Origin of the sequence: Thermoflexibacter ruber (assembly GCF_900113045.1) — a bacterium.
Lineage (GTDB): Bacteria > Bacteroidota > Bacteroidia > Cytophagales > Thermoflexibacteraceae > Thermoflexibacter > Thermoflexibacter ruber.
The window spans coordinates 41,188-61,893 of record NZ_FONY01000034.1; the positions used below are offsets into that span (position 1 = coordinate 41,188).

Annotated in this window: 12 protein-coding genes and 1 pseudogene; 7 read left to right on the forward strand and 6 right to left on the reverse strand. The window is 38.2% G+C overall.

The features are described from left to right. Positions 1-185 precede the first annotated feature (185 nt). Positions 186-1,949: an OmpL47-type beta-barrel domain-containing protein gene (locus BM141_RS16960; RefSeq protein WP_091548657.1), complete on the forward strand. Its 1,764-nt coding sequence runs from the start codon at positions 186-188 to the stop codon at positions 1,947-1,949. Between the two features lie 70 nt (positions 1,950-2,019). On the opposite strand, the gene BM141_RS16965 is transcribed toward BM141_RS16960, so the two are convergent. Further along, complete coding sequence (locus tag BM141_RS16965; protein WP_091548658.1) at positions 2,020-4,905, reverse strand: TonB-dependent receptor; 2,886 nt, start codon at positions 4,903-4,905, stop codon at positions 2,020-2,022. A 403-nt stretch (positions 4,906-5,308) separates the two neighbouring features. Between BM141_RS16965 and BM141_RS16970 the strand changes: the two genes are divergently transcribed. The 5 genes from BM141_RS16970 to BM141_RS16990 all read left to right on the forward strand — a co-directional run bounded on the left by BM141_RS16970 (position 5,309) and on the right by BM141_RS16990 (position 12,454). Further along, positions 5,309-5,701, forward strand: coding sequence for a hypothetical protein (locus tag BM141_RS16970; RefSeq protein WP_091548659.1), 393 nt, complete (start codon positions 5,309-5,311; stop codon positions 5,699-5,701). A gap of 133 nt (positions 5,702-5,834) precedes the next feature. Then, a complete protein-coding gene (locus BM141_RS16975; RefSeq protein WP_091548660.1) occupies positions 5,835-6,920 on the forward strand; it encodes an efflux RND transporter periplasmic adaptor subunit in 1,086 nt (361 codons plus the stop codon). A gap of 16 nt (positions 6,921-6,936) precedes the next feature. Beyond that, positions 6,937-10,179, forward strand: coding sequence for an efflux RND transporter permease subunit (locus BM141_RS16980; protein WP_091548661.1), 3,243 nt, complete (start codon positions 6,937-6,939; stop codon positions 10,177-10,179). Next, positions 10,160-11,590: a TolC family protein gene (locus BM141_RS16985; protein ID WP_091548662.1), complete on the forward strand. Its 1,431-nt coding sequence runs from the start codon at positions 10,160-10,162 to the stop codon at positions 11,588-11,590. The genes BM141_RS16980 and BM141_RS16985 overlap by 20 nt, the downstream gene beginning before the upstream one ends. A gap of 90 nt (positions 11,591-11,680) precedes the next feature. After that, positions 11,681-12,454: an alpha/beta hydrolase gene (locus tag BM141_RS16990; RefSeq protein WP_091548663.1), complete on the forward strand. Its 774-nt coding sequence runs from the start codon at positions 11,681-11,683 to the stop codon at positions 12,452-12,454. A 20-nt stretch (positions 12,455-12,474) separates the two neighbouring features. Here the strand turns inward: BM141_RS16990 and mutL are convergent, their stop codons facing one another. The 3 genes from mutL to BM141_RS17005 all read right to left on the reverse strand — a co-directional run bounded on the left by mutL (position 12,475) and on the right by BM141_RS17005 (position 16,025). Next, a complete protein-coding gene (mutL, locus tag BM141_RS16995) occupies positions 12,475-14,316 on the reverse strand; it encodes a DNA mismatch repair endonuclease MutL (protein WP_091548664.1) in 1,842 nt (613 codons plus the stop codon). A 7-nt stretch (positions 14,317-14,323) separates the two neighbouring features. Next, positions 14,324-14,644: a hypothetical protein gene (locus BM141_RS17000; RefSeq protein ID WP_091548665.1), complete on the reverse strand. Its 321-nt coding sequence runs from the start codon at positions 14,642-14,644 to the stop codon at positions 14,324-14,326. A 205-nt stretch (positions 14,645-14,849) separates the two neighbouring features. Continuing rightward, positions 14,850-16,025: an acyl-CoA dehydrogenase family protein gene (locus BM141_RS17005; protein ID WP_245764092.1), complete on the reverse strand. Its 1,176-nt coding sequence runs from the start codon at positions 16,023-16,025 to the stop codon at positions 14,850-14,852. A 254-nt stretch (positions 16,026-16,279) separates the two neighbouring features. Between BM141_RS17005 and BM141_RS17010 the strand changes: the two genes are divergently transcribed. Continuing rightward, positions 16,280-19,105 carry an FAD-binding and (Fe-S)-binding domain-containing protein gene (locus BM141_RS17010; RefSeq protein ID WP_091548666.1) on the forward strand — a complete coding sequence of 942 codons (2,826 nt, stop codon included), beginning with the start codon at positions 16,280-16,282 and terminating at the stop codon, positions 19,103-19,105. Between the two features lie 32 nt (positions 19,106-19,137). Here BM141_RS17010 and BM141_RS17015 read toward each other — a convergent pair whose 3' ends face one another. Together BM141_RS17015 and BM141_RS23060 are read right to left on the reverse strand one after the other, a co-directional pair. Next, on the reverse strand, positions 19,138-20,265 hold the full coding sequence (locus BM141_RS17015; RefSeq protein ID WP_177217426.1) for a glycosyltransferase family 61 protein: 1,128 nt from the start codon (positions 20,263-20,265) through the stop codon (positions 19,138-19,140). Positions 20,266-20,523: 258 nt separating this feature from the next. Continuing rightward, positions 20,524-20,706, reverse strand: a pseudogene (locus BM141_RS23060) (IS630 family transposase); the annotation flags it as partial.

Below are 20,706 nucleotides of genomic sequence, written 5' to 3' on the forward strand. Positions count from 1 at the left end.
CTCAATTTTTCTAAGCTATCTGACTTATATTTTTATACACATTCATCTACAATAAAGGATATAATTTCATAAATTTCTCTTATCTTTAAATTTGCGATAATAACTTGGACAAGTTTTATTAATATATTTGCAAAGCAAGTGCGTTCATTTTCAAGTTTTACCTCTTACTAATCCTTAATTTCTCTATGAGAAAGCTAATTTTTTCTTGTATTTTTCTATCTATTTTGTCGTTGAGTGATAGTTTTGCTCAACAACCTCGAGTACACACAAAGACCAAATACATAGACGAGCAAGGTCGCTATTTTCAACATGTTTCTCTACCTGTTTACCTTTTTTTAAGCACTACTTCCGAAGGAGAAGAAAGGGTACGCCTACAAACAACGACTAAAAATCCTCAGCAAAATGCCTTTTATTTAGATGGTCATGGAAAGCATTTTATTCGCCACCCTATTACCAAAGGAAAACAAGCAGGAGATGAGATTCGCTTTGTAATCTATGCCGATGGGATAGCTCCTATTTCATCTATCAAATTTCAGAATGCTCTCTCTTACTATCACCCTGAGAAAAAAGTGCAATTTTTTGGGAAAGGACTGACCGCTTCCTTGACTGCCACTGATGAGATGTCTGGGGTACAACAAATATATAGCTCCTTAGACAAGTCTGATTATCAGGAATATAAAGGTACAGTTAGTTTTGAGAAAGAAAAGGAATACTTGTATCAGTTTTATACGGTGGACCGAGTAGGCAATGCAGAGAAGCCACAAGTGCGTAGATTCATGGTGGATTTAACGCCTCCTATTTCAGAGCCGAGCCTTAGGATAGATTTACTTGGTGATGTTATCTCGCCACGTACTCAAATCGCTCTTTCTGCTACAGATGCAGGGGCAGGAGTAAAAAAAATAGAATATAAAATAGATGATGAGCCTACTTACCGTACTTATACCAATCCTTTTGATTTGCGAACACTATCAGACAATGAGCATGTGATTACCTATCGTGCTGTAGATAACGTGGGAAATGTGGAACAGGAAAAAATCTTGCCTATTTACTTAGACAAAAACCCTCCCATAGTCAATTCGGAAATCTTGGGAGACCGTTTTGTAGTAGGGGGGAGAACTTATTTCTCAGGAAGGACAAAACTTAAACTACAAGCCTTAGATAATAAATCAGGTGTGCAAGACATTTACTATTCTATAGATGGAGGAGAATATAAAAAATATGAAGATGCTTTTTATCTGCCTACTAAAGCAGGAAATCACTTTGTAAATTATTACGCTATTGATAAAGTAGGGAACAGGGGCAGCGGAAGGTTTGAAAGAGATGTTACTGCAATGTATATGGACTTGACAGGTCCTAAACTCAGTTTTAGTTTCTCGGGAAAGACTTTTACGATGCAAGACACAGTGTATATTAGCGACCGCACTCAAATCAATCTTTTTGCTTCTGATGCCGAGTCAGGAGTCCAGCAAATTAGCTATAACCTTCAAGGTCAAGATGATAGCAATGAAATAGATTACTTGGGTAGTCCTTTTACTGTCAGCAAAGAAGGATTGCACGAAATCATGTTTTTTGGTTACGACAATGTAAATAACCGCAATAGACAAAAATTTCACTTCATAGTAGATAAAATAGGACCGCAAATCTTTGCTCACTTCAGCGTAAAGCCCATAGAACAGCGAGTTTTGAGTGCAGTTAGCCCTAATGCTCCCGTTTCTAATAGTGGTATTATCAACGTATATCCCAGACATGTAACAGTTTTCTTAGCGGCTACCGATGACAAAGTAGGGTATGATAGGATTTACTATAAACTCAATAATAACATAGAGCAACTCTATACCATGCCTATTACTAATTTCCCCGCAGGAAAGCTGAATATACTGACCATCAGAGCAATAGACAAGTTAGGAAATGAAAGTGTAGAAGAAATGCAATTTCAGACAGACAAGTAAAAGTTCGTGTATAAAAAAAAAGGGAGGCTCTCTTAAAAGCCTCCCTTTTTTTATGCTCTATATTTTTTGCTTAGTTCATAAATTGGTCAAAAGTAAGAGAAACATAATACATAGCCCCTACGGTTGGGTTGCCCCAAGCGGTAGTGTAGGCTTTATTTAAGATGTTAGTTCCACCCACTTTGACTAAAGTTTTCATAGAAGGAATCTTGTAAGTAACTTGTGCATCTAAGGTAGCATAAGCAGGAATCACACTTTGCTGTAAAGTAGCTAAACTTTGATTGACAAAAGAGGACTGCCATACAAACTCTTGTTGCCAACGATAGGTAAGCCCAAATCCTAAGTTCTTCACTATGTTTCTATTTCCTAAGTTGATGTTGTATCTCCACTTAGGCGTATTGAAAGAAGATTGTAGTCCTTCTCTTTTGAAATCATCTTCATTGAGGAGTTCATTGTAAGCAGTATTGAAGCCTGCTGTCCAACTTTTGCCAAAAGCATAATCTATTCCTAAGGCTGCACCGTGTGCTTTTACGTCAAAGATGGTATTTTCTGGAAAAGAAAAAGTATTTGCTCCACTAATCCCCGCTGATGGATTTTTTACTACTGCCCTACCTCCATCAAAGTTCTTATATACATTATTAAAGTAGTAAGCATCAATAAGCAACTTATTATTAATCAGTCCTTTATAACCTACTTCCCAAGCAATTACTCTTTCTGGTTGGAACTCTCTGGGTTGGTAACGTTGCGGATTGCCTGCTAATATAGAACTTAATGTAAATACATCAGGTTCATTGAGCCTGTATCTATCACGGAAGAAGGGTAAACCACCAATTAAACGCGCACTTGGCGTAGCTAAGTCAATGTACTGATTTTGAGTAGTTGGGATACGGAAACCTGTCTGGATAGAGGCTCTGAAATTGTGTGTTTTTGCCGCAGTAGCTACTAAGGACAAACGGGGGCTAATTTGACCCTTGAAATTTTGGTTCTTATCGTAGCGTGTAGAGGCAGTAACTTTTAATACTTCTCCAAACTTCTTAGCAATTTGTCCGTAGAAACCATATTCATTGATATTGAACTCTTTTCCATTATCATCTCTGGCAAATAGTGTTCCTTCAGAGTTCAAAGCATATACGCGATAGTTACCTCCTATAATAATCTCAGCCCATTTAATTTGGTTACTGAAGTTATACATACCCTCAAAGTGGTAAAGAGCAGTTTTATCTAAAAACTTTGCACCTACTCTGCCCGGTCTGGTTAAATCACCTGGGATAGCCCTATTTTTCACTTCGTTAGCTATTCTATCAAACTCTGCTGTACCCGCAGGCACTCTTCCTTGGTCGGCGAAGGCACGAGCTGCATTATGAAAGCCATTCGTGCCGTTATTCACTGCGGCTAATCCTGCTTGGTAGGCTTGTGCAGGGGTTTGTCCTTGCGCCAAGGCAGTTTGCAAAGTAGTGGCAAAAGTTCCTATGGCGGCAGTAGCATAGGTTTGGAAGTATTGAGGGAACCATGTTTGACTTGGCTTCCAGCCCTCATTGATACCAGAGCCTAAAATACCTGCGGCATAAGACTGACCCGAGTTTTCCCCTGTAGTATAGGCTCTTACAAAGAAATTAGACCCTTTCAGTTCTAATTTGCCTTGGTATAAGAAAAAGTTAGACAAGGCATAACGGTCTGCGCCTGTGTAAACAGTAGTGCCAGAGCCATAGTTACCCTGAGCTATTAACTCTACTTTATCGCTTAGCCTTACGTGCAAGGCGGCATTAAGTTTTAAACTTTTAGTAGTGTAGTCTGCTAAATCTCTTTCTGCATAACCCGTTCTGGAAATGCTTACGTTAGGAATCAGTTGCTCGAATAGTGTATTCAATGGCACTCCTGTCAATTGAGAGATACCGAAAAGCGGATTAGCAGCAACGGGTGCAGTGAGATTGGGTCGCAGACTGTTACGCAAATTTACATTGGTCTCATCGCCATAGATATTTACCCCATTATAGCCTAAGTTATTTTCTCTTGTGCCTGTGGCTAAAGTACTTCCATTGAGCAAACCTTGGTCTCTGATGTCATTAGCTTGCCAGTCTTGTGCTTGAAGGTAAGCAGCGTTAAGTTTGAAAGCTACTTTGTCATTGAAGGATTTGGCATAGCGTATAGCTCCATCAAAGAAGCCTGTAGTAGGTGTAGAACGTGTTTTTTCATTCATTAAACCTGTACGGACATTGGCACTCAAACCTTGATATTGGAAAGGATTTTTACTGTTCATCAAGATAATGCCATTGATAGCATTAGGTCCGTAAAGAGCGGAAGCCGCACCAGGCAACACTTCTACGCTTTCTAAGTCCAACTCTGACATACCTACTATGTTCCCCACAGGGAAGTTCAGCCCTGGCGCTTGATTGTCCATTCCGTCTATCAACTGAACAGTACGGGTATTACCATTGGCGTTGAAACCACGCATGTTCACAGAACGGAAAGTCAAACTTTGGGTATTCATATCTATCCCTTTCATGTTTTGTAGGGCATCATAAAAAGATGCTTGCGGGGTTTCTTTAATAGCACGAATATCCATTTTTTCTACCGAAACAGGAGATTGGAGTACACTCTCCTCCACACGAGAAGCAGATACCACCACTTCCTGCCCCAATAAAACTTGAGAGACAAGTTCTATACTTAGGTTAGAATTAGCTCCTGTGATTTCTATTTCTTTAGTTTGGTAGCCAATAATAGATACGCTCAAGGTAACTGGGAGTGCACGAGTAATTTTCAAGGAGAACTTCCCGTTTACGTCGGTAACTGTACCTTGGATAGTCCCTCTAACAGCAATATTCACCCCTATCAAAGGTTCTTTGGTTTCTGCATCTGTTACTGTACCTGAAACTATGGTAGGTTCTTGAGCAAAAACATTTGTAAAATATACTGCACCAAATAGTATGAGCAGTAAAGATTGAGTAATTAATTTTTTCATACTTACTTTATTGGTTTAAATGGTTATGGGTTTTTATGTTTTGTAAAAATTAAAAAAAATAAACGCAACATTTGCTTTGTCAGATAAAAATTTTTGAAATGAGTAATAATGTTATCAAACTGTATTTTGGGGTAATTGTTTATTTAAAACTGACCAAAAATCAATAGACTTGTTAAGCAAAGTAAATAAAACGATTTGTATTTTTCCACTATTTTATGGCTAATTTTCATGTTTAAAGCAGTTTTTTTTATCTTTCTAAAAGGTATTATCTAAGCCGTTCTAAAAGTCTTAAAAGACCTTGACTGTTTTTTGGAAATTAGAAAAAAAAAGAGTACCTTTGTTGCGATATTTATAAAGTGAATAATTAAATAATTTGAAAGGAGTAGCCGTATCATATAATTCCATGAGAAGTTTTACTAAGGCAAAGTTGTTTTTTGTTTTGCTCTTTTCCATTATATTTACTTTACTATCCATTTTTAATGTCCCTTCCAACCGAAATATCTTAGCCAAAGAAGCCGCAGAATCCGAGAAAGAAGAATGTAAATCTGAAAGTGAAAATAACGGTGAACTTTATAATATTTTTGGTTTAAAAAAAGCAAAGTTAGGCAAGAAGTCCCCGCCGCCAGATATATCTTTTATTTATGATGCTATATTGCCTAATAATAGTCTTGTACCTTTTTTTTCTATTTATACTTGCATTGCCAAAATTGAAGCAGTTACCACTTGCTATTATAATATTTTCAATCATACTCCTCGTTATATAGTTTTCCACGCACTTATTTTCTACGAAGTCTAAGCATATACCTCTTGCCAAGTGCTATACATGGCAATACTATCCCATCTATCAACTAAAATTGTAATCCTACCTGTATAGTCCATACAGCGAAGATTACCTATTCATTCTTCACAAAAGTTATTTTAGAAAATTTATGAAAAAAATTTCATTTATCTGCATAGGGTTGCTCTCATTGCTACTCTACACAAGTTGTGAGCATCATTCACATCACGCAGAAGAAGCCACCTATTTAGTTACTCAGCCTATTCGTAAAGATACTTCTATTTTTAAAGAGTATGTTTGTCAAATTCGCTCTTTCCAACACATTGAGTTAAGAGCCTTAGAAAAAGGATATTTGCAAAATATCTATATAGATGAAGGTCAGTTTGTCAAAAAAGGACAACTGATGTTTAGAATCATGCCACTGATTTACCAAGCCGAAGTAGAAAAAGCGGAAGCTGAAGCCAAATTTGTAGAGGTAGAATACCTGAATACCAAGCAGTTGGCAGATAAAAATATTGTATCGCAAAGTGAGTTGGCATTGGCAAAAGCTAAACTCGATAAAGCACAAGCAGAATTAGCCTTAGCCCGCACTCACCTGAGCTTTACCGAAGTCAAAGCCCCTTTTGACGGTATCATGGGCAGATTTAATGTACGTTTGGGAAGTTTAGTAGATGAGGGAGAACTGCTCACTACCCTCTCCGACAACAGCAAAGTATGGGTATATTTTAACGTTCCCGAAGCGGAGTATTTGGACTTTGCTACGAGCGATAGAAAAGAAAATCTTTTAAAAGTAAAACTCCAAATGGCAAATGGAAAGCTATTTGACCAAGAGGGAGTGGTAGAAACTATAGAAGCCGATTTCAATAATGAAACGGGAAATATTGCTTTCAGGGCTACTTTTGCCAATCCCAAAGGCATTTTACGACATGGAGAAACAGGTAATATTCTGATGCCTGTGCATTTGGAAAATGTATTGCTCATTCCACAAAAAGCCACTTTTGAGATTTTAGGCAAAAAGTACGTTTTTGTCATAGACCAAAATGGAGTTGCCAATATGCGTGAGATTGTTACAGATACAGAAATGCCTCACTTGTTTGAAATCAAGAAAGGAATTAGCGATAACGAGAAAATCTTGATAGAAGGTTTGAGAAAAGTCAAACATGGAGATGAAATCAAATGCGACCTTGTCAGCATGCAAAAAGTACTTGCAGAACTCAATCATTTACACGCCGAATAAAAACTTTTAAGTATTTATGTTTAGTAAATTTATTCAAAGACCTGTATTAGCGATTTCGCTTTCTATTGCTATTGTTTTCATGGGGCTTTTGGCAATGAACAGGCTGCCTATCTCTCAATTCCCTGAAATAGCACCGCCAAGGGTGAATGTTTTTATAGACTACCCTGGCGCAAGTGCCGATGTATTGGTGCAATCCACCTTGATACCTTTGGAAAGAGCTATCAACGGCGTGCAAAATATGCAATATATTATTTCTGATGCCACAAGTGCAGGGGAGGCTACTATCCAAGTAGTGTTTGAACCCGGTACCGACCCTAACGCTGCCGTAGTAAACGTAAAGACACGCGTCGACCAAGTGATGAATAACTTGCCTCCTTTGGTACAGCGTGAGGGTGTGATTATTACTCCTATCCAGCCAAGTATGCTGATGTACGTCAATCTATACAGCACTGACAAAAACGCCGATGAGAAGTTCTTGTTCAATTATGCCTATGTAAACGTTTTACCTGAAATACAAAGGATTAAAGGCATGGGGCGCGCCCAAATCTTGGGTAGTCGTCAGTTTGCCATGCGTATTTGGCTCAAACCCGACCGCATGAGAGCTTACAATGTTTCTACTGAGGAAGTAATGAAAGCCTTAGAGGAGCAAAGCGTCATAGGTCGCCCCGGAAGGCTTGGGCAAAGTTCTGGCAAAACGCCTCAGTCCTTAGAATATGTATTGGTTTATAAAGGTAGATTTAACAAACCTGAAGAATACAAAGACATCATTATCAGAGCTACACCCGAAGGTGAAATCTTAAAACTAAAAGACGTTGCTGATGCGGAGTTAGGTAGTGAGTTCGTCAATATTTATTCCAATAAAGATGGGCTTCCCTCTGCCTCCATAGTATTGAAACAAAACATTGGTAGCAATGCCCAAGAGGTGATTGCTCAGGTAAAAGCCAAGCTACAGGAACTCAAAAGGGACTTCCCTCCTGGTATGCAATATGAAATTAGCTATGATGTTTCTAAATTTGTAGATGCCTCTATTGACAAAGTTTTGCATACCTTAGTAGAAGCCTTCGTGCTGGTGGCTTTGGTAGTGTTTTTATTCTTAGGGGATTTTCGCTCTACGCTTATTCCTATCATTGCTGTACCTGTATCTTTGGTGGGGGCATTTCTATTTATGCAAGCCTTTGGACTTACTATCAACCTGATTACGCTTTTTGCTTTGGTGTTGGCGATTGGGATCGTGGTAGATGATGCCATTGTGGTCGTAGAGGCAGTACACGAGAAAATGGAATCCGAACATCTTTCCCCTTACAATGCAGTGAAAAAAGTGTTAGGCGAAATCAGTGGGGCAATCATCGCTATTACTTTAGTCATGGTATCTGTGTTCGTACCTATTGCCTTCATGCCAGGTCCCGTAGGCGTGTTTTACCGCCAATTCTCTATCACTATGGCGAGTTCTATTGTTATTTCGGGGGTAGTAGCTCTTACGCTTACACCTGTGCTTTCGGCAATGATATTGAAAAATACGCATGGCAAACACAAGAAAAAAAGCCCCGTCGCTTGGTTTTTAGATTGGTTCAATCGTACTTTTGAAAAAGTTACAGGAAAATATACACGTTTTCTTACCCTCATTGTAAATCGGAGGTTGGTTACTTTTGCCGTTCTATTGGCTTTTTGTGCAGGTATTTATTCGGTAAACGAGGTATTACCCGCAGGGTTTATTCCTAACGAAGACCAAGGAATGATTTATGCGATTATCCAAACGCCTCCTGGTTCTACGCTGGAGCGCACCAATGAAGTTTCCCAACAACTCCAAAAAATAGCTGAGGAAGTAGAAGGTATCCAATCCGTTACATCACTTGCTGGTTATGAAGTGCTTACCGAAGGACGTGGTTCTAATGCAGGTACTTGTTTGATAAACCTGAAAGATTGGGAGCATCGCAAGCATACAGTCAAAGAAATCATAGAAGAATTAGAAGAGAAAACCCATAATTTAGGAGCGGTCATAGAGTACTTCGAACCTCCTGCTGTGCCGGGCTATGGTTCTTCTGATGGTTTTTCTTTGCGTATGATAGATAAAAACCCTACTGTGGACTACCAAGAGTTTGATGCAGTCAATATCCAATTTATGGAAGCCCTCCGTAAAAGAAAGGAACTCACAGGGCTATTTACTTTCTATGCTGCCAACTATCCTCAGTTTGAACTTTTGATAGATAACCAAGCCGCTATGCAGAAAGGTGTATCTATTGGGAAAGCAATGGAGAATTTAGACATTATGATAGGTAGTACTTATGAGCAAGGTTTTACCCGTTTCAATAACTTTTTTAAAGTCTATACACAGTCTGCCCCAGAGTACAGACGTATGCCTTCGGACATACTCAACTTGTTTATTAAAAGCGAACATGGCGATATGGTACCTTATTCTTCTTTTATGAAACTGCGAAAAACCCAAGGTCCTAACGAAATTACTCGTTTCAATCTTTATACTTCTTCTTCTATCAGAGGGGTGCCCGCCCCAGGATATACAAGTGGCGAGGCTATCAAAGCAATTCAAGAAGTAGCCAAAGAAACTTTACCACAAGGCTATGACATTGCTTGGGAAGGTTTGTCGTATGACGAAGCCCGTCGCGGGAATGAAGCTATTTACATTTTTGCCATCGTATTGATTTTCGTGTATTTGGTACTTTCTGCTCAGTATGAAAGTTTTATTATTCCTTTGGCAGTACTTTTTTCTCTGCCGCCGGGTATTTTTGGCTCTTTTCTGTTACTCAAAAGTATGGGCTTGGCAAATGACATTTATGCACAAATCGGTCTGATTATGCTGGTAGGACTTTTGGGTAAAAATGCCGTACTAATTGTAGAGTTTGCAGTACAAAGGCAACAGCAAGGTCTAAGCGTTTTTGAGGCGGCTATCGAGGGAGCTAAAATGCGTTTTAGACCTATCTTGATGACTTCTTTTGCCTTTATTGCAGGTTTGATACCTCTGGTAAGAGCCACAGGAGCAGGGGCAGTAGGAAACCAAACCATTGGCGCTTCTGCTATGGGCGGTATGCTCTTAGGAACTATCTTCGGAGTAATTATCGTACCCGGTTTGTACTACATCTTTGGCAAATTGGCTGAGGGCAGAAAACTCATACGCGATGAAGACGAGAATCCACTTACAGAGGACTTCGTAGAAAGCCATACTGAAATTGCTTTTTCTAAGAATGGAAAGTTTAGAAATTTGGTAAAAAAAATATTAAGAAAAAATGAAAACAAAGACAATTAATTACTATATCATTATAGGGGTTTTATTACTCTCAGCCTGCGTTCCTACACTTAAAAATACCCAAAGACAGGACAATTCTTTGCCTCAAAGCTTTGGCAAAGAAGTAGTTGCTGATACCAGCAATATAGCTTATATTCAATGGAAAAACTATTTTAATGATACTAACTTAAACTTGCTTATTGAAGAAGCCTTAAAAAACAACCAAGAACTCAACATTGTATGGCAAGAAATAGAAATAAGTAAAAATGAGATTACAGCTCGCAAGGGAGAGTACTTACCGTTTGTTGGTTTGCGGGCTGGTGCGGGTTTGGACAAAGTGGGAGAATATACTCGACAAGGAGCAGTAGAGGAAAACTTGAAAATCATGGAAGACAAGTCTTTTCCTAAGCCCTTTACAGACTATATGGTGGGGGCTTTTGCCTCTTGGGAGTTAGACGTTTGGAAAAAGCTCCGAAATGCTAAAAAAGTAGCCGCCTTGAAGTATTTTTCTACAATGGAGGGGAAAAACTTTCTGATAACCAATCTTGTAGCAGAAATTGCTTATAGCTATTACGAACTTTTAGCATTAGATAACTTGTTGGAGATTATACAGCAAAACGTAGAAATTCAAAGTAGTGCCTACCAAATCGTAAAGCAAGAAAAAGAAAGCGCAAAAGTTACCCAATTAGCCGTTAATCGTTTTGAAGCCCAGTTGCTTAATACCCAAAACTTGCAGTACGAAGTAAAACAGCGTATCGTTGAAACTGAAAACCGAATTAATTTCTTGTTAGGACGCTATCCACAGCCTATTGTAAGGAATTCCAAATCCTTTTTTGATATTTCTTTAGACAATGTGCGGGCAGGTATTCCTTCGCAACTTTTGGTCAATCGCCCTGATGTTAAGCAGGCAGAGTTAGAGTTACAAGCGGCTCGTTTAGATTTGCAAATTGCAAAGGCTAATTTTTATCCTTCGTTTAGGATAACAGCAGGAGCAGGTTTTCAAGCTTTTAATCCTTCCTACTTGTTTAGTCCACAGTCTGTTTTATACTCTTTAGCAGGTGATGCCATAGCTCCTTTGGTAAATAGAAATGCCATCAAAGCAACCTATTTTAACGCTAATGCTAAACAGATTCAGACGCTTTATCATTATCAAAGAAGCATACTTAATGCTTACGTAGAAGTCTTGAATCAGTTAGCTAAAGCTGACAATTACAGCCAAAGCTACCAAGTCAAGCGACAAGAAGTAGAGATTTTAAACCAATCTGTGGATATTGCCAATAATCTATATCGCAATGCCCGGGCTGACTATATGGAAGTTTTACTTACTCAACGTGAAGCCCTGAACGAAAAATTAGAGTTAGTAGATGTCAAAGCAAGGTTTTTGGAAAGCAAAGTGGGGCTTTACAGGGCATTAGGTGGCGGTTGGAGATAAGCGAAAATTTTTGACAAATTTTATCGTTGTAAACAGTATAAGGTTACTCGCTTTAAACCTTATACTGTCCACCATAAAACAAATTTTTAAATGAACTTCAGCACAGCCTCTGCCAATGTCCATTTGCTAAATAATGATTTTTTTATGCCCCAACTCCATCGCTATCGCCGTATTTGGATTTATCTTCCTTTGGAGTATCCTTATACCGATAAAAGATACCCCGTACTCTATATGCAAGACGGGCAAAATCTTTTTGATGCAACGACCTCTTCTTTTGGAGAATGGGGCATAGATAAAACTCTAAATAAATTACAAAGTGAAGGTAATCAAGGTATTATCGTAGTAGGGATAGACAATGGAGGCGAACATCGCACCAATGAGTATGCTCCTTGGGCAAGACCTAAATTAGGCGGCGGTGAGGGGTTGCACTACGCTCAATTCATTGCACATACTTTAAAACCTTATATAGATGAGCATTTTCGTACCCAAACTGAAAGAGAGTTTACAGGTATTGGGGGTAGTTCTATGGGAGGTTTGATTTCTTTTTACACTGGACTACACTACCCTGAGATTTTTTCTAAGTTAGCTATCCTTTCCCCCTCTTTCTGGTTCAATAGGCAGATTTTTGAATGGGTAGCTAAACAGCCCAAAAAGTTTGAAATGCAAATATGTATGGTCGGAAGCAGAACAGAAAGCAGTACTATGGAGCGGGACATTACAAATATGTATTGGACTTTACGAAATTCAGGATACAGAGAACAAGAACTCATATTTGAGATTCGCAACAGAGGAAAGCACAATGAAAAGTTTTGGGGAAAAGAATTTAGTTTTATTTACAAAGAACTATTTGCAAAACACGGATAATTTAAAATCTGCCTCTATTTTCAATACAATAAATTCTCTATCTCACTTACAGTCAGTGTTTTGAATATTTTTTTCCCGTCTGGAGCATAGTTAGGATTAGAACAAGCAAAAAGTTGGTCAATCAAGGAACTAATTTCTATCTCTGATAAAGGAGTAGAAAGACCTATTGACAAACGCTTAGACATGGTATAAGCTATTTTTTCTGCCTTATTTAGCTTGAGGTGGGCTTGGTGCTTAGACTGTTCTATGAGTTCTTCTATGAGCATAGCTTCTACACTGACAGGCAGATTAGCAGGAGTACCACTGATAATGAGGCTATTGTCTTTGATAAGATAATCAAAACCTAAGTTCCTCAATTCCCACTCCATTTCATTGAGCAAGGCAATATCCACAGGCGATAAAGATACAATTTCAGGGAAAAGTAGGCGTTGCACCGTTCCTTTACCTCCTTGTATATTTTGTAAAAATTTTTCGTATAGAATACGCTCATGGGCAGCTTGCTGGTCTATGAGTAAAATTCCTGATTTTATCTGACTGATAATGAAACGATTATGTAGTTGAAAAACTTTTTTCCCTTCTGCCTGCTCCTGCGTAACCGAACTTTCTAAGCGGCTTTCAAAGGTCAAGGTTTCTGCTTTTTTGCTTTCTAAAACCTTACGCATCTCGTCGTCAAAACTGTAAAGCTCTTCCCAATGTTGCAAGTTGCTTTGTTGGCGAGTAGTATTTCTGAACTGTGAATAGCTATTAGATTGCTCTGTAAGTGGCAAATCCCCTAATTCTTTTTGCCAGTCTATCTGGTGTTCCTCTTCGTTGTGTTGTAAATTTCCAATATTTGTAAAGTTGGTATCCAAGTCAAAATCCATTTTTGGAGCAAGATGATGTTTGCCTAAGGCTTTGCAAACTGCTGCCCTGACCAAAGCATAAGCTGTTCTCTCATCTTCAAACTTAATTTCGGTCTTAGTGGGGTGTACATTCACATCGATTTTCTGAGGGTCAGTGTCTATAATAAGCACATAAAAAGGAAAGCTATCCTCTGGGAGCAAGCCCTCAAAAGCAGTTACTACGGCATGATTGAGGTAAGAATGTTTGATAAAGCGTTGATTAACAAAGAAAAACTGCTCTCCACGCGTTCGCTTTGCCGATTCTGGTCTTCCTATGTAGCCCTTGACCCTCATATTAGTCAATTCCTCCTCGCAAGGAATTAGTATTTGTTTGTAGTTTTTTCCGAAAAGTCCCACGATGCGATGTGCAAGTTTACCTTTTCTGAGCTGATAAACTTCTATGTCATTATGGAAAAAAGTAAACTCTATGTCAGGGTTTATCAAGGCAACCCTTTGGAACTCATCGATGATGTGCTTCAGTTCTATAGGGTTGGATTTGAGAAAATTGCGACGTGCAGGCACGTTATAAAACAAATTTTTTACGGCTATGCTTGTACCTTTGGCACATTGAATAGGCTTTTGCTCTGTTACTTGTGAGCCAGCCAAACTGATAAAAGTCCCTAATTCTTCCTCAGGAATTCTGGTTTTCATCTCCACCTGAGCTACTGCCGCAATGGAGGCAAGTGCTTCTCCACGAAAGCCCAAAGTACGAATCTGAAAAAGGTCATCTACGGTTCTAATTTTGGAAGTAGCGTGTCGCTCAAAGCACATTCGCGCATCAGTTTCTGACATTCCACAGCCATCATCTATCACTTGGATTAAGGTTTTTCCTGCTTCTTTGATAATCAGTTGGATATGAGAACTTCCTGCATCTATGGCATTCTCAAGTAGTTCCTTGACCACCGAAGCAGGTCGCTGCACTACCTCGCCTGCTGCTATTTGATTTGCCAGACTATCAGGAAGTAAACGAATGATATTCATTGTTTTTTTATTCCTTGTTTTGATGTTGTTCCCATTCGCTTTTTAGCTGTTGGTAGCTCGTTTCTTTTTCTTGTAATTGGGTTTCTATGGTAGAAAGTTTGCTTTGCACAGATTCCAACTTTTTGGCACGAGCGCGTATCTCGAGGTCAAATTCTTTTTGTTTTTTATCAAAATCCAACAAAGATTTTTTGTATTCTTTTTTGATTTCTTCTAACTGCTTGTGGAGCGATTTGATTTTCTTATGAAAGAAAAAATAAGTGCCTGCTCCGCTTAATAGCGCACTAACTACTATCCCAAAAATAAGTCCTGCTGTTCCTTCGAGTATCATGAGTAACTTGCCATTAGATTTTACTTTTACAAATATAAGACAAAAAATAAGAAATCCAATACATCGAGTACGTGGTATGACTTTAAGAGTAAGACCTACAAGGTAAGATTTATCTGTTGAGTCAAAACACCCTAAAAAAATTTCCCTCAGCAATACAATACTACCAACTGCATCGCTAAGGGAAAACAACATTTAATAGAAACACCTATTTACTTTTTTTCATTAACTCTCTGGAAATCACTAATTTTTGAATTTCAGAAGTTCCTTCACCAATCGTACATAACTTGGCGTCACGGTAATATTTTTCTACTGGAAAATCTTTGCAGTAGCCATAGCCTCCAAAGATTTGCACAGCTTCATTAGCTACCTTACAAGCCACCTCAGAGGCATAATACTTAGCCATAGCAGATTCCCTATTTACTTTCATACCTTTATTCTTCATATCTGCTGCTCTGTAAATCAACAACTTAGCTGCATCTATTTCTGTTGCCATATCAGCCAGCTTAAATGCTATCGCTTGGAAAGAGGCAATAGGTTTGTTAAATTGATGACGCTCTTGGGCATAAGCCAGTGCCGCTTCGTATGCGCCTTCGGCTATCCCCAAACTCAATGCGGCTATAGAAATTCGCCCTCCTTCTAATACTTTCATAGATTGGATAAAGCCTTCTCCTACTTCCCCTAATACATTTTCTTCTGGAATACGGCAGTCTGTAAACACCATTTCTGCTGTTTCTGAAAGCCTCATTCCCAATTTATTTTCTTTTTTTCCTGCACTAAATCCCTTTGTTCCTCTCTCCACTACAAAAGCAGTCATGCCATGAGAATCTCCTACTGCTCCTGTTCTGGCGATGACCACCGCTATATCTCCTGACTTGCCGTGAGTAATAAAATTCTTGGCACCGTTAATTATCCACTCATTACCATCTTTTACAGCCACAGTTCGCATATTTCCTGCATCAGAGCCAGTATTAGGCTCAGTCAAGCCCCAAGCCCCTAAGTATTCGCAAGTTGCCAACTTAGGTAGCCATCTTGCTTTTTGAGATTCATTCCCAAATAATAGTATATGATTGGTACACAAAGAGTTATGTGCCGCCATAGAAAGAGCAATAGAAGGGTCTGCTTTCGCCAATTCTGCAATCGCAGTTACATATTCAAAATAGCCAAACCCAGCCCCTCCATAATAATCAGGGACTAACATACCCATAATGCCAAGTTCTCCTAACTTTTTAAAAACTTCTATGGGAAAATACTGCTCATCGTCCCACTTATCGCGAAAGGGTGTAATGTGCTTTTTTGCAAAATCACGCACTGTTTGTGCTATCATTTCTTGATTTTCAGTTTCCGCAAAAAGCGGCGGACTGTCCATTTCTAAAACCTCCATGTTTTTGTGAGTAGATAAAAAAATGTATTAAAGATTATAAATAAATTTACTTTTATTACCAATGCTAACAGCCTTTGATGAAAATTTGTTTTCAAAAATATATATATCATAAGTAATTTAGAATGATTTTAAAAAAATTAACTTATTGACTAACAGTCAGAAAAAGACTAATATTTTAATAAATTGCAAAGATATTTTAAAAGTTTTGAAGCTAACTTGTAAATTTGTCAAATAACTTAATCTGGAAAAATATCATGAATTTAGCTCCTGCACTCCAGTCTATTTTGCCCAAAGAACGCATCAAAACTCGTTTGATTGACCTGTATGCATACGCAAGTGATGCAAGTTTTTACTACTTAGTTCCCCAAGCCGTAGTCCAGCCTATTTCTGTAGAAGAAATCCAAGCCTTATTTCACTTTTCTAAGAAATATCAAATCAACCTCACTTTCAGAACCGCAGGTACAAGCCTGTCAGGACAGGCAGTAACGGACGGAATTTTAGTAGATTTGAGCCAGCATTGGAGAAAAATACAAGTAGAAGAAAATGGAGAGAGCGTAAGGGTACAAATAGGAGCAGTCGGAGGAGCAGTAAATACCATATTAAAAAAGTACAAAAGAAAAATAGGACCTGACCCTTCTTCTATCAATGCTGCCATGATAGGCGGCATCCTCTCTAACAATGCGAGCGGAATGTGCTGTGGAGTAGCTCAGAACTCTTATCATACTTTAAAATACATCAAATTTGTATTACCTAATGGCTTAGTATTCAATACAGAAGAAAAAAGTGATTACCAAAGGCTTGAAATTGAGGCAAAAGAAATTTTTGAAGGAATAAAAAAGCTAAGAGAAGAAGTTTTAAGCAATACCTCTCTTGTAGAAAAAATCCGAAAAAAATACAAAATGAAAAATACAGTAGGCTATGGGCTAAATGCTTTTATAGACTACGAACACCCCTTAGATATTTTGGCACACTTACTTATCGGTGGCGAGGGAACGTTGGGCTTTATAGCTGAAGCAGTCTTACGAACCGTACCTGACTATCCATACAAGCTAACAGGAATGTTGTACTTTCCCGATATACAAGCCGCTTGCGATGCTATTCCTGCCCTTAAAGCATCAGGAGTAGAGGCATTGGAACTTATGGACTTTCCTGCTTTGAAATCCATAGCAAACTTGAAAGACGCACCTGAGATTTTAAAATCTTTGACAGGCGACCAAACTGCACTATTAACTGAATATCAGGCAAATACCAAAGAAGAGTTGCAAGAAAAATTTAATTATGCTTTTGAAAACTGTATTAGCAAATTGCCTCTTGCTTTCGAGCCTGTTTTTACCACAGATGCTTACCAGCAAGCCAATCTCTGGAAGCTAAGAAAAGGATTGTATCCTGCTGTAGCGGCAGTTCGTCAGAAAGGAAGTGCTATTTTGTTAGAAGATGTCGCCTTCCCCGTAGAAAACTTAGGAGCAGGCATTAGAGATTTGCGAAAACTCTTTGAAAAGTACAATTATACCTCTGCCAATATCATTGGTCATGCCAAGGACGGAAATTTGCATTTTATCTTAACTCAATTAATAAATGAGGAAAAAGAAATCAGACGCTATGCAAATTTTATAGAGGAAATGGTAGAGGTCGTAGTAAATAAATATCAGGGGGCTTTGAAAGGTGAGCATGGTACAGGCAGAAATATGGCTCCTTTTGTAGAAACAGAGTGGGGAGGAGAAGCCTACCAAATTATGAAAAAACTCAAAGAACTCATTGACCCTGAATATCTTTTAAATACAGGAGTGATTATCAATCCTGACAAGTCTGCACATTTGAAGCACCTAAAAACCTTACCTATCATAGAGGAGGAAGTAGATAAATGCGTAGAATGTGGTTTTTGTGAAAATCGTTGTCCAAGTCGAGATTTTACGCTTACCCCACGCCAAAGAATAGGAATCCGCAGGGCTTTGCAAAGATTACAGCAAGAAGGCAAGCAAAAAGAGTGCGCACAAATCTTAGAAGAATACAAATTTGACGGTTTAGCAACTTGTGCTACCGATGGAATGTGTGCTACTGACTGTCCTGTCGACATCAATACAGGCGAATTGGTAAAGCGACTTCGTAGAGAAAATCACTCACCTTTTGCCCAGAGAAATGCCCTAAGAATAGCAAAAAATTTTAAGTTAGTAGAAAAAAACACACGATTTAGCCTAAAAGTAGGTAACTTGGTAAATGTTGTTTTTGGGAAAAAAGCCATGCCTCGCCTTACTTCCTCTTTGCGAAGTATTTACAAAAACTTTCCGCTTTGGAATCAGTATTTAGAGGTAGGGAACGAAGTGAATCATACGCAAAATAATAGCAAAGTACAAAATCTAACAGCCCAAGCAGACTTTGTTTATTTCCCTACTTGTATTTCTCGCCTCATGGGAGGTACCGCAGCCAATACCTTGCTATCAGTGGCTAAAAAGGCAAATCTTCATATCTTAATTCCGTACAACATACAAGGGCATTGTTGCGGTCAGGCTTTCTCTTCCAAAGGTTTCTCAGAAGCCTATCAGTTTACTGCCAACCAAGCTATAGAAAGCCTTTGGACTTGGACAAAAGAAGGGCGACTTCCTGTAATTGTAGATGTTACCTCTTGTACTTTTACTTTCCAACATTCTCGGAATTACTTGAGTGCTGAGAACCAAAAAAGATTTGACCAGATGCAGTTCTTAGATACCATTGATTTTGTAGCAGATATTGTCTTACCTCGTATCCAAATTTCCCAACCCAAAGAAAGCATTGTCTTCCACCCTGTTTGCTCTGTTTATAAAATGGGTTTGCTAAAAAAATTGGAGAAAATAGGGAAGCTCTGTGCTAAAAATTCAGTGATACCGCAGTTTGCAGGGTGTTGTGGCATGGCAGGGGACAGAGGCTTTTTTGTACCCGCACTTACCCAATCTGCTACCCTAAACGAAGCAAGTGAGGTAAAGCAAAAAAGCTACGATGGCTACTATTCTTCTGCTAAAACCTGCGAAATGGCAATGAGCGAGGCAGTAGGGAAAAGCTATCAATCTATCTTGGAATTAATAGAGGAAGTGAGTGTAAATATATGATAATTAGAATATTGTGCTAATTTAATTATCTATTAAATAATTTCTGCTACCTCAAGCGCAACTTTTAATTCTTCTATGCTAACAGTCATATCATCATTGTTGTAGATTTTAGTTTTATCTCTATCTGTGGTATCTAAAATTTCTCCTTCTGCAAATACATAGAAATATTGAATGTCCTCCAATTGACAACTCATCAGCCAAAAAAGAGGATTAATTGCCTTAGGAGAAGCTATCTCAATAATTTTACTATTGGGCTTACAAAATGCAATATTAGTAAGTCCAGCACCGTGAGGTGCTACTATTACGTCTGCATTTGCCATAAGACTTATCTGTTCTTGGAAATTATAATCTTCCATTACTATTTTTGTAAACCCAAAATCCTGAAGCAAAGAAAATACCTCTGCTTCATTAATAAGCCTCCTATGGGTAACTTGCCCCCTGCTAATGTAAATGCGTTTGGGTAAGTCGTTGGTTAATTTAGCGAGAGGTAGGAAGGCATTTCTTATATAATTAACCCTCCAATTCATATTTGATATTCTAAGCACAGACGGGACAACTAACATATCTGCCACAAAATCAGGATTCCACTGACTTGTTATAATTTTTTTTGCAGGAATACCCAAATACTCAAATGTTTCAACTTGAAATTTTGAAACATAATCATTGACTAAAAACTTGTCAATATCTTCTACTCGAATCCCTGCCTCTCGTAGCAAACCGAAGCGTGGAATCAAATCCATCATCCAATGATAATAACCAGTCAAATCTACTGTCAGTACAGCTACTTTTCCTTTTACTTTAGGAACGCGTTTTCCTTTTAGCTGTTCTTTTAAAAGTTGTGATTGACGATTTGGCTCTAAGGTAAAATCCCTAAGCAAGAAATTATCTGGCGTAACAATATCTCCCAAGTTTAAAACACGCCCATTAGGTAAAAATAGAACAGAACTATTAGTTATTTGAGGGGGGGTATTCGCTAAGTATTCTAACTTCATGATGCTACCTCGAGAAGTCCAAGGAAGTTTGTTTTTAGAGGGATGAACATGAATAATATCTTTTTTTAGGCTAACTTTTTCTTCATTTTTTATCTCGATACTATTGTTTTTTATTACCCAGTCTTCTAATGAACCTTCATATAAAGAAAAGGCTGTAGTATATACCATTTCTGTCTTTAAGGAATTAATATATCCTATAACTTTTGATAGTTTTTTCCAAATAGGCTTAAAAAATTTTATTCTTTGAGGACTTTTTTTAGCATAAGAATATGCTCTCGTTAGAAGATGTTTGGCTAAACTCATAATGTACAATGGCTATTGATTTTAAATATAAGCATACAAAATTACACTTCTTTGCTAATAGCAGTTGGAAATAGCTTACATTGATTAATTAAAACAAAAATTTGTTTTAAAAGCTTATTATACTCAATAAAAATTGGTTTTGGTTTTAGGGATATGAAAATTCCAAGAAATTAAGGTTTCTAATTCCTGCTTATATTGGGCAATATGGGTAAAAAACTCACAGACCTTTTCCTTGAAATCTTGAAACTTCCTATAAAAACAAGTATCAATGACCTTTTTACGCATAAATTTCCATAATCTTTCAAT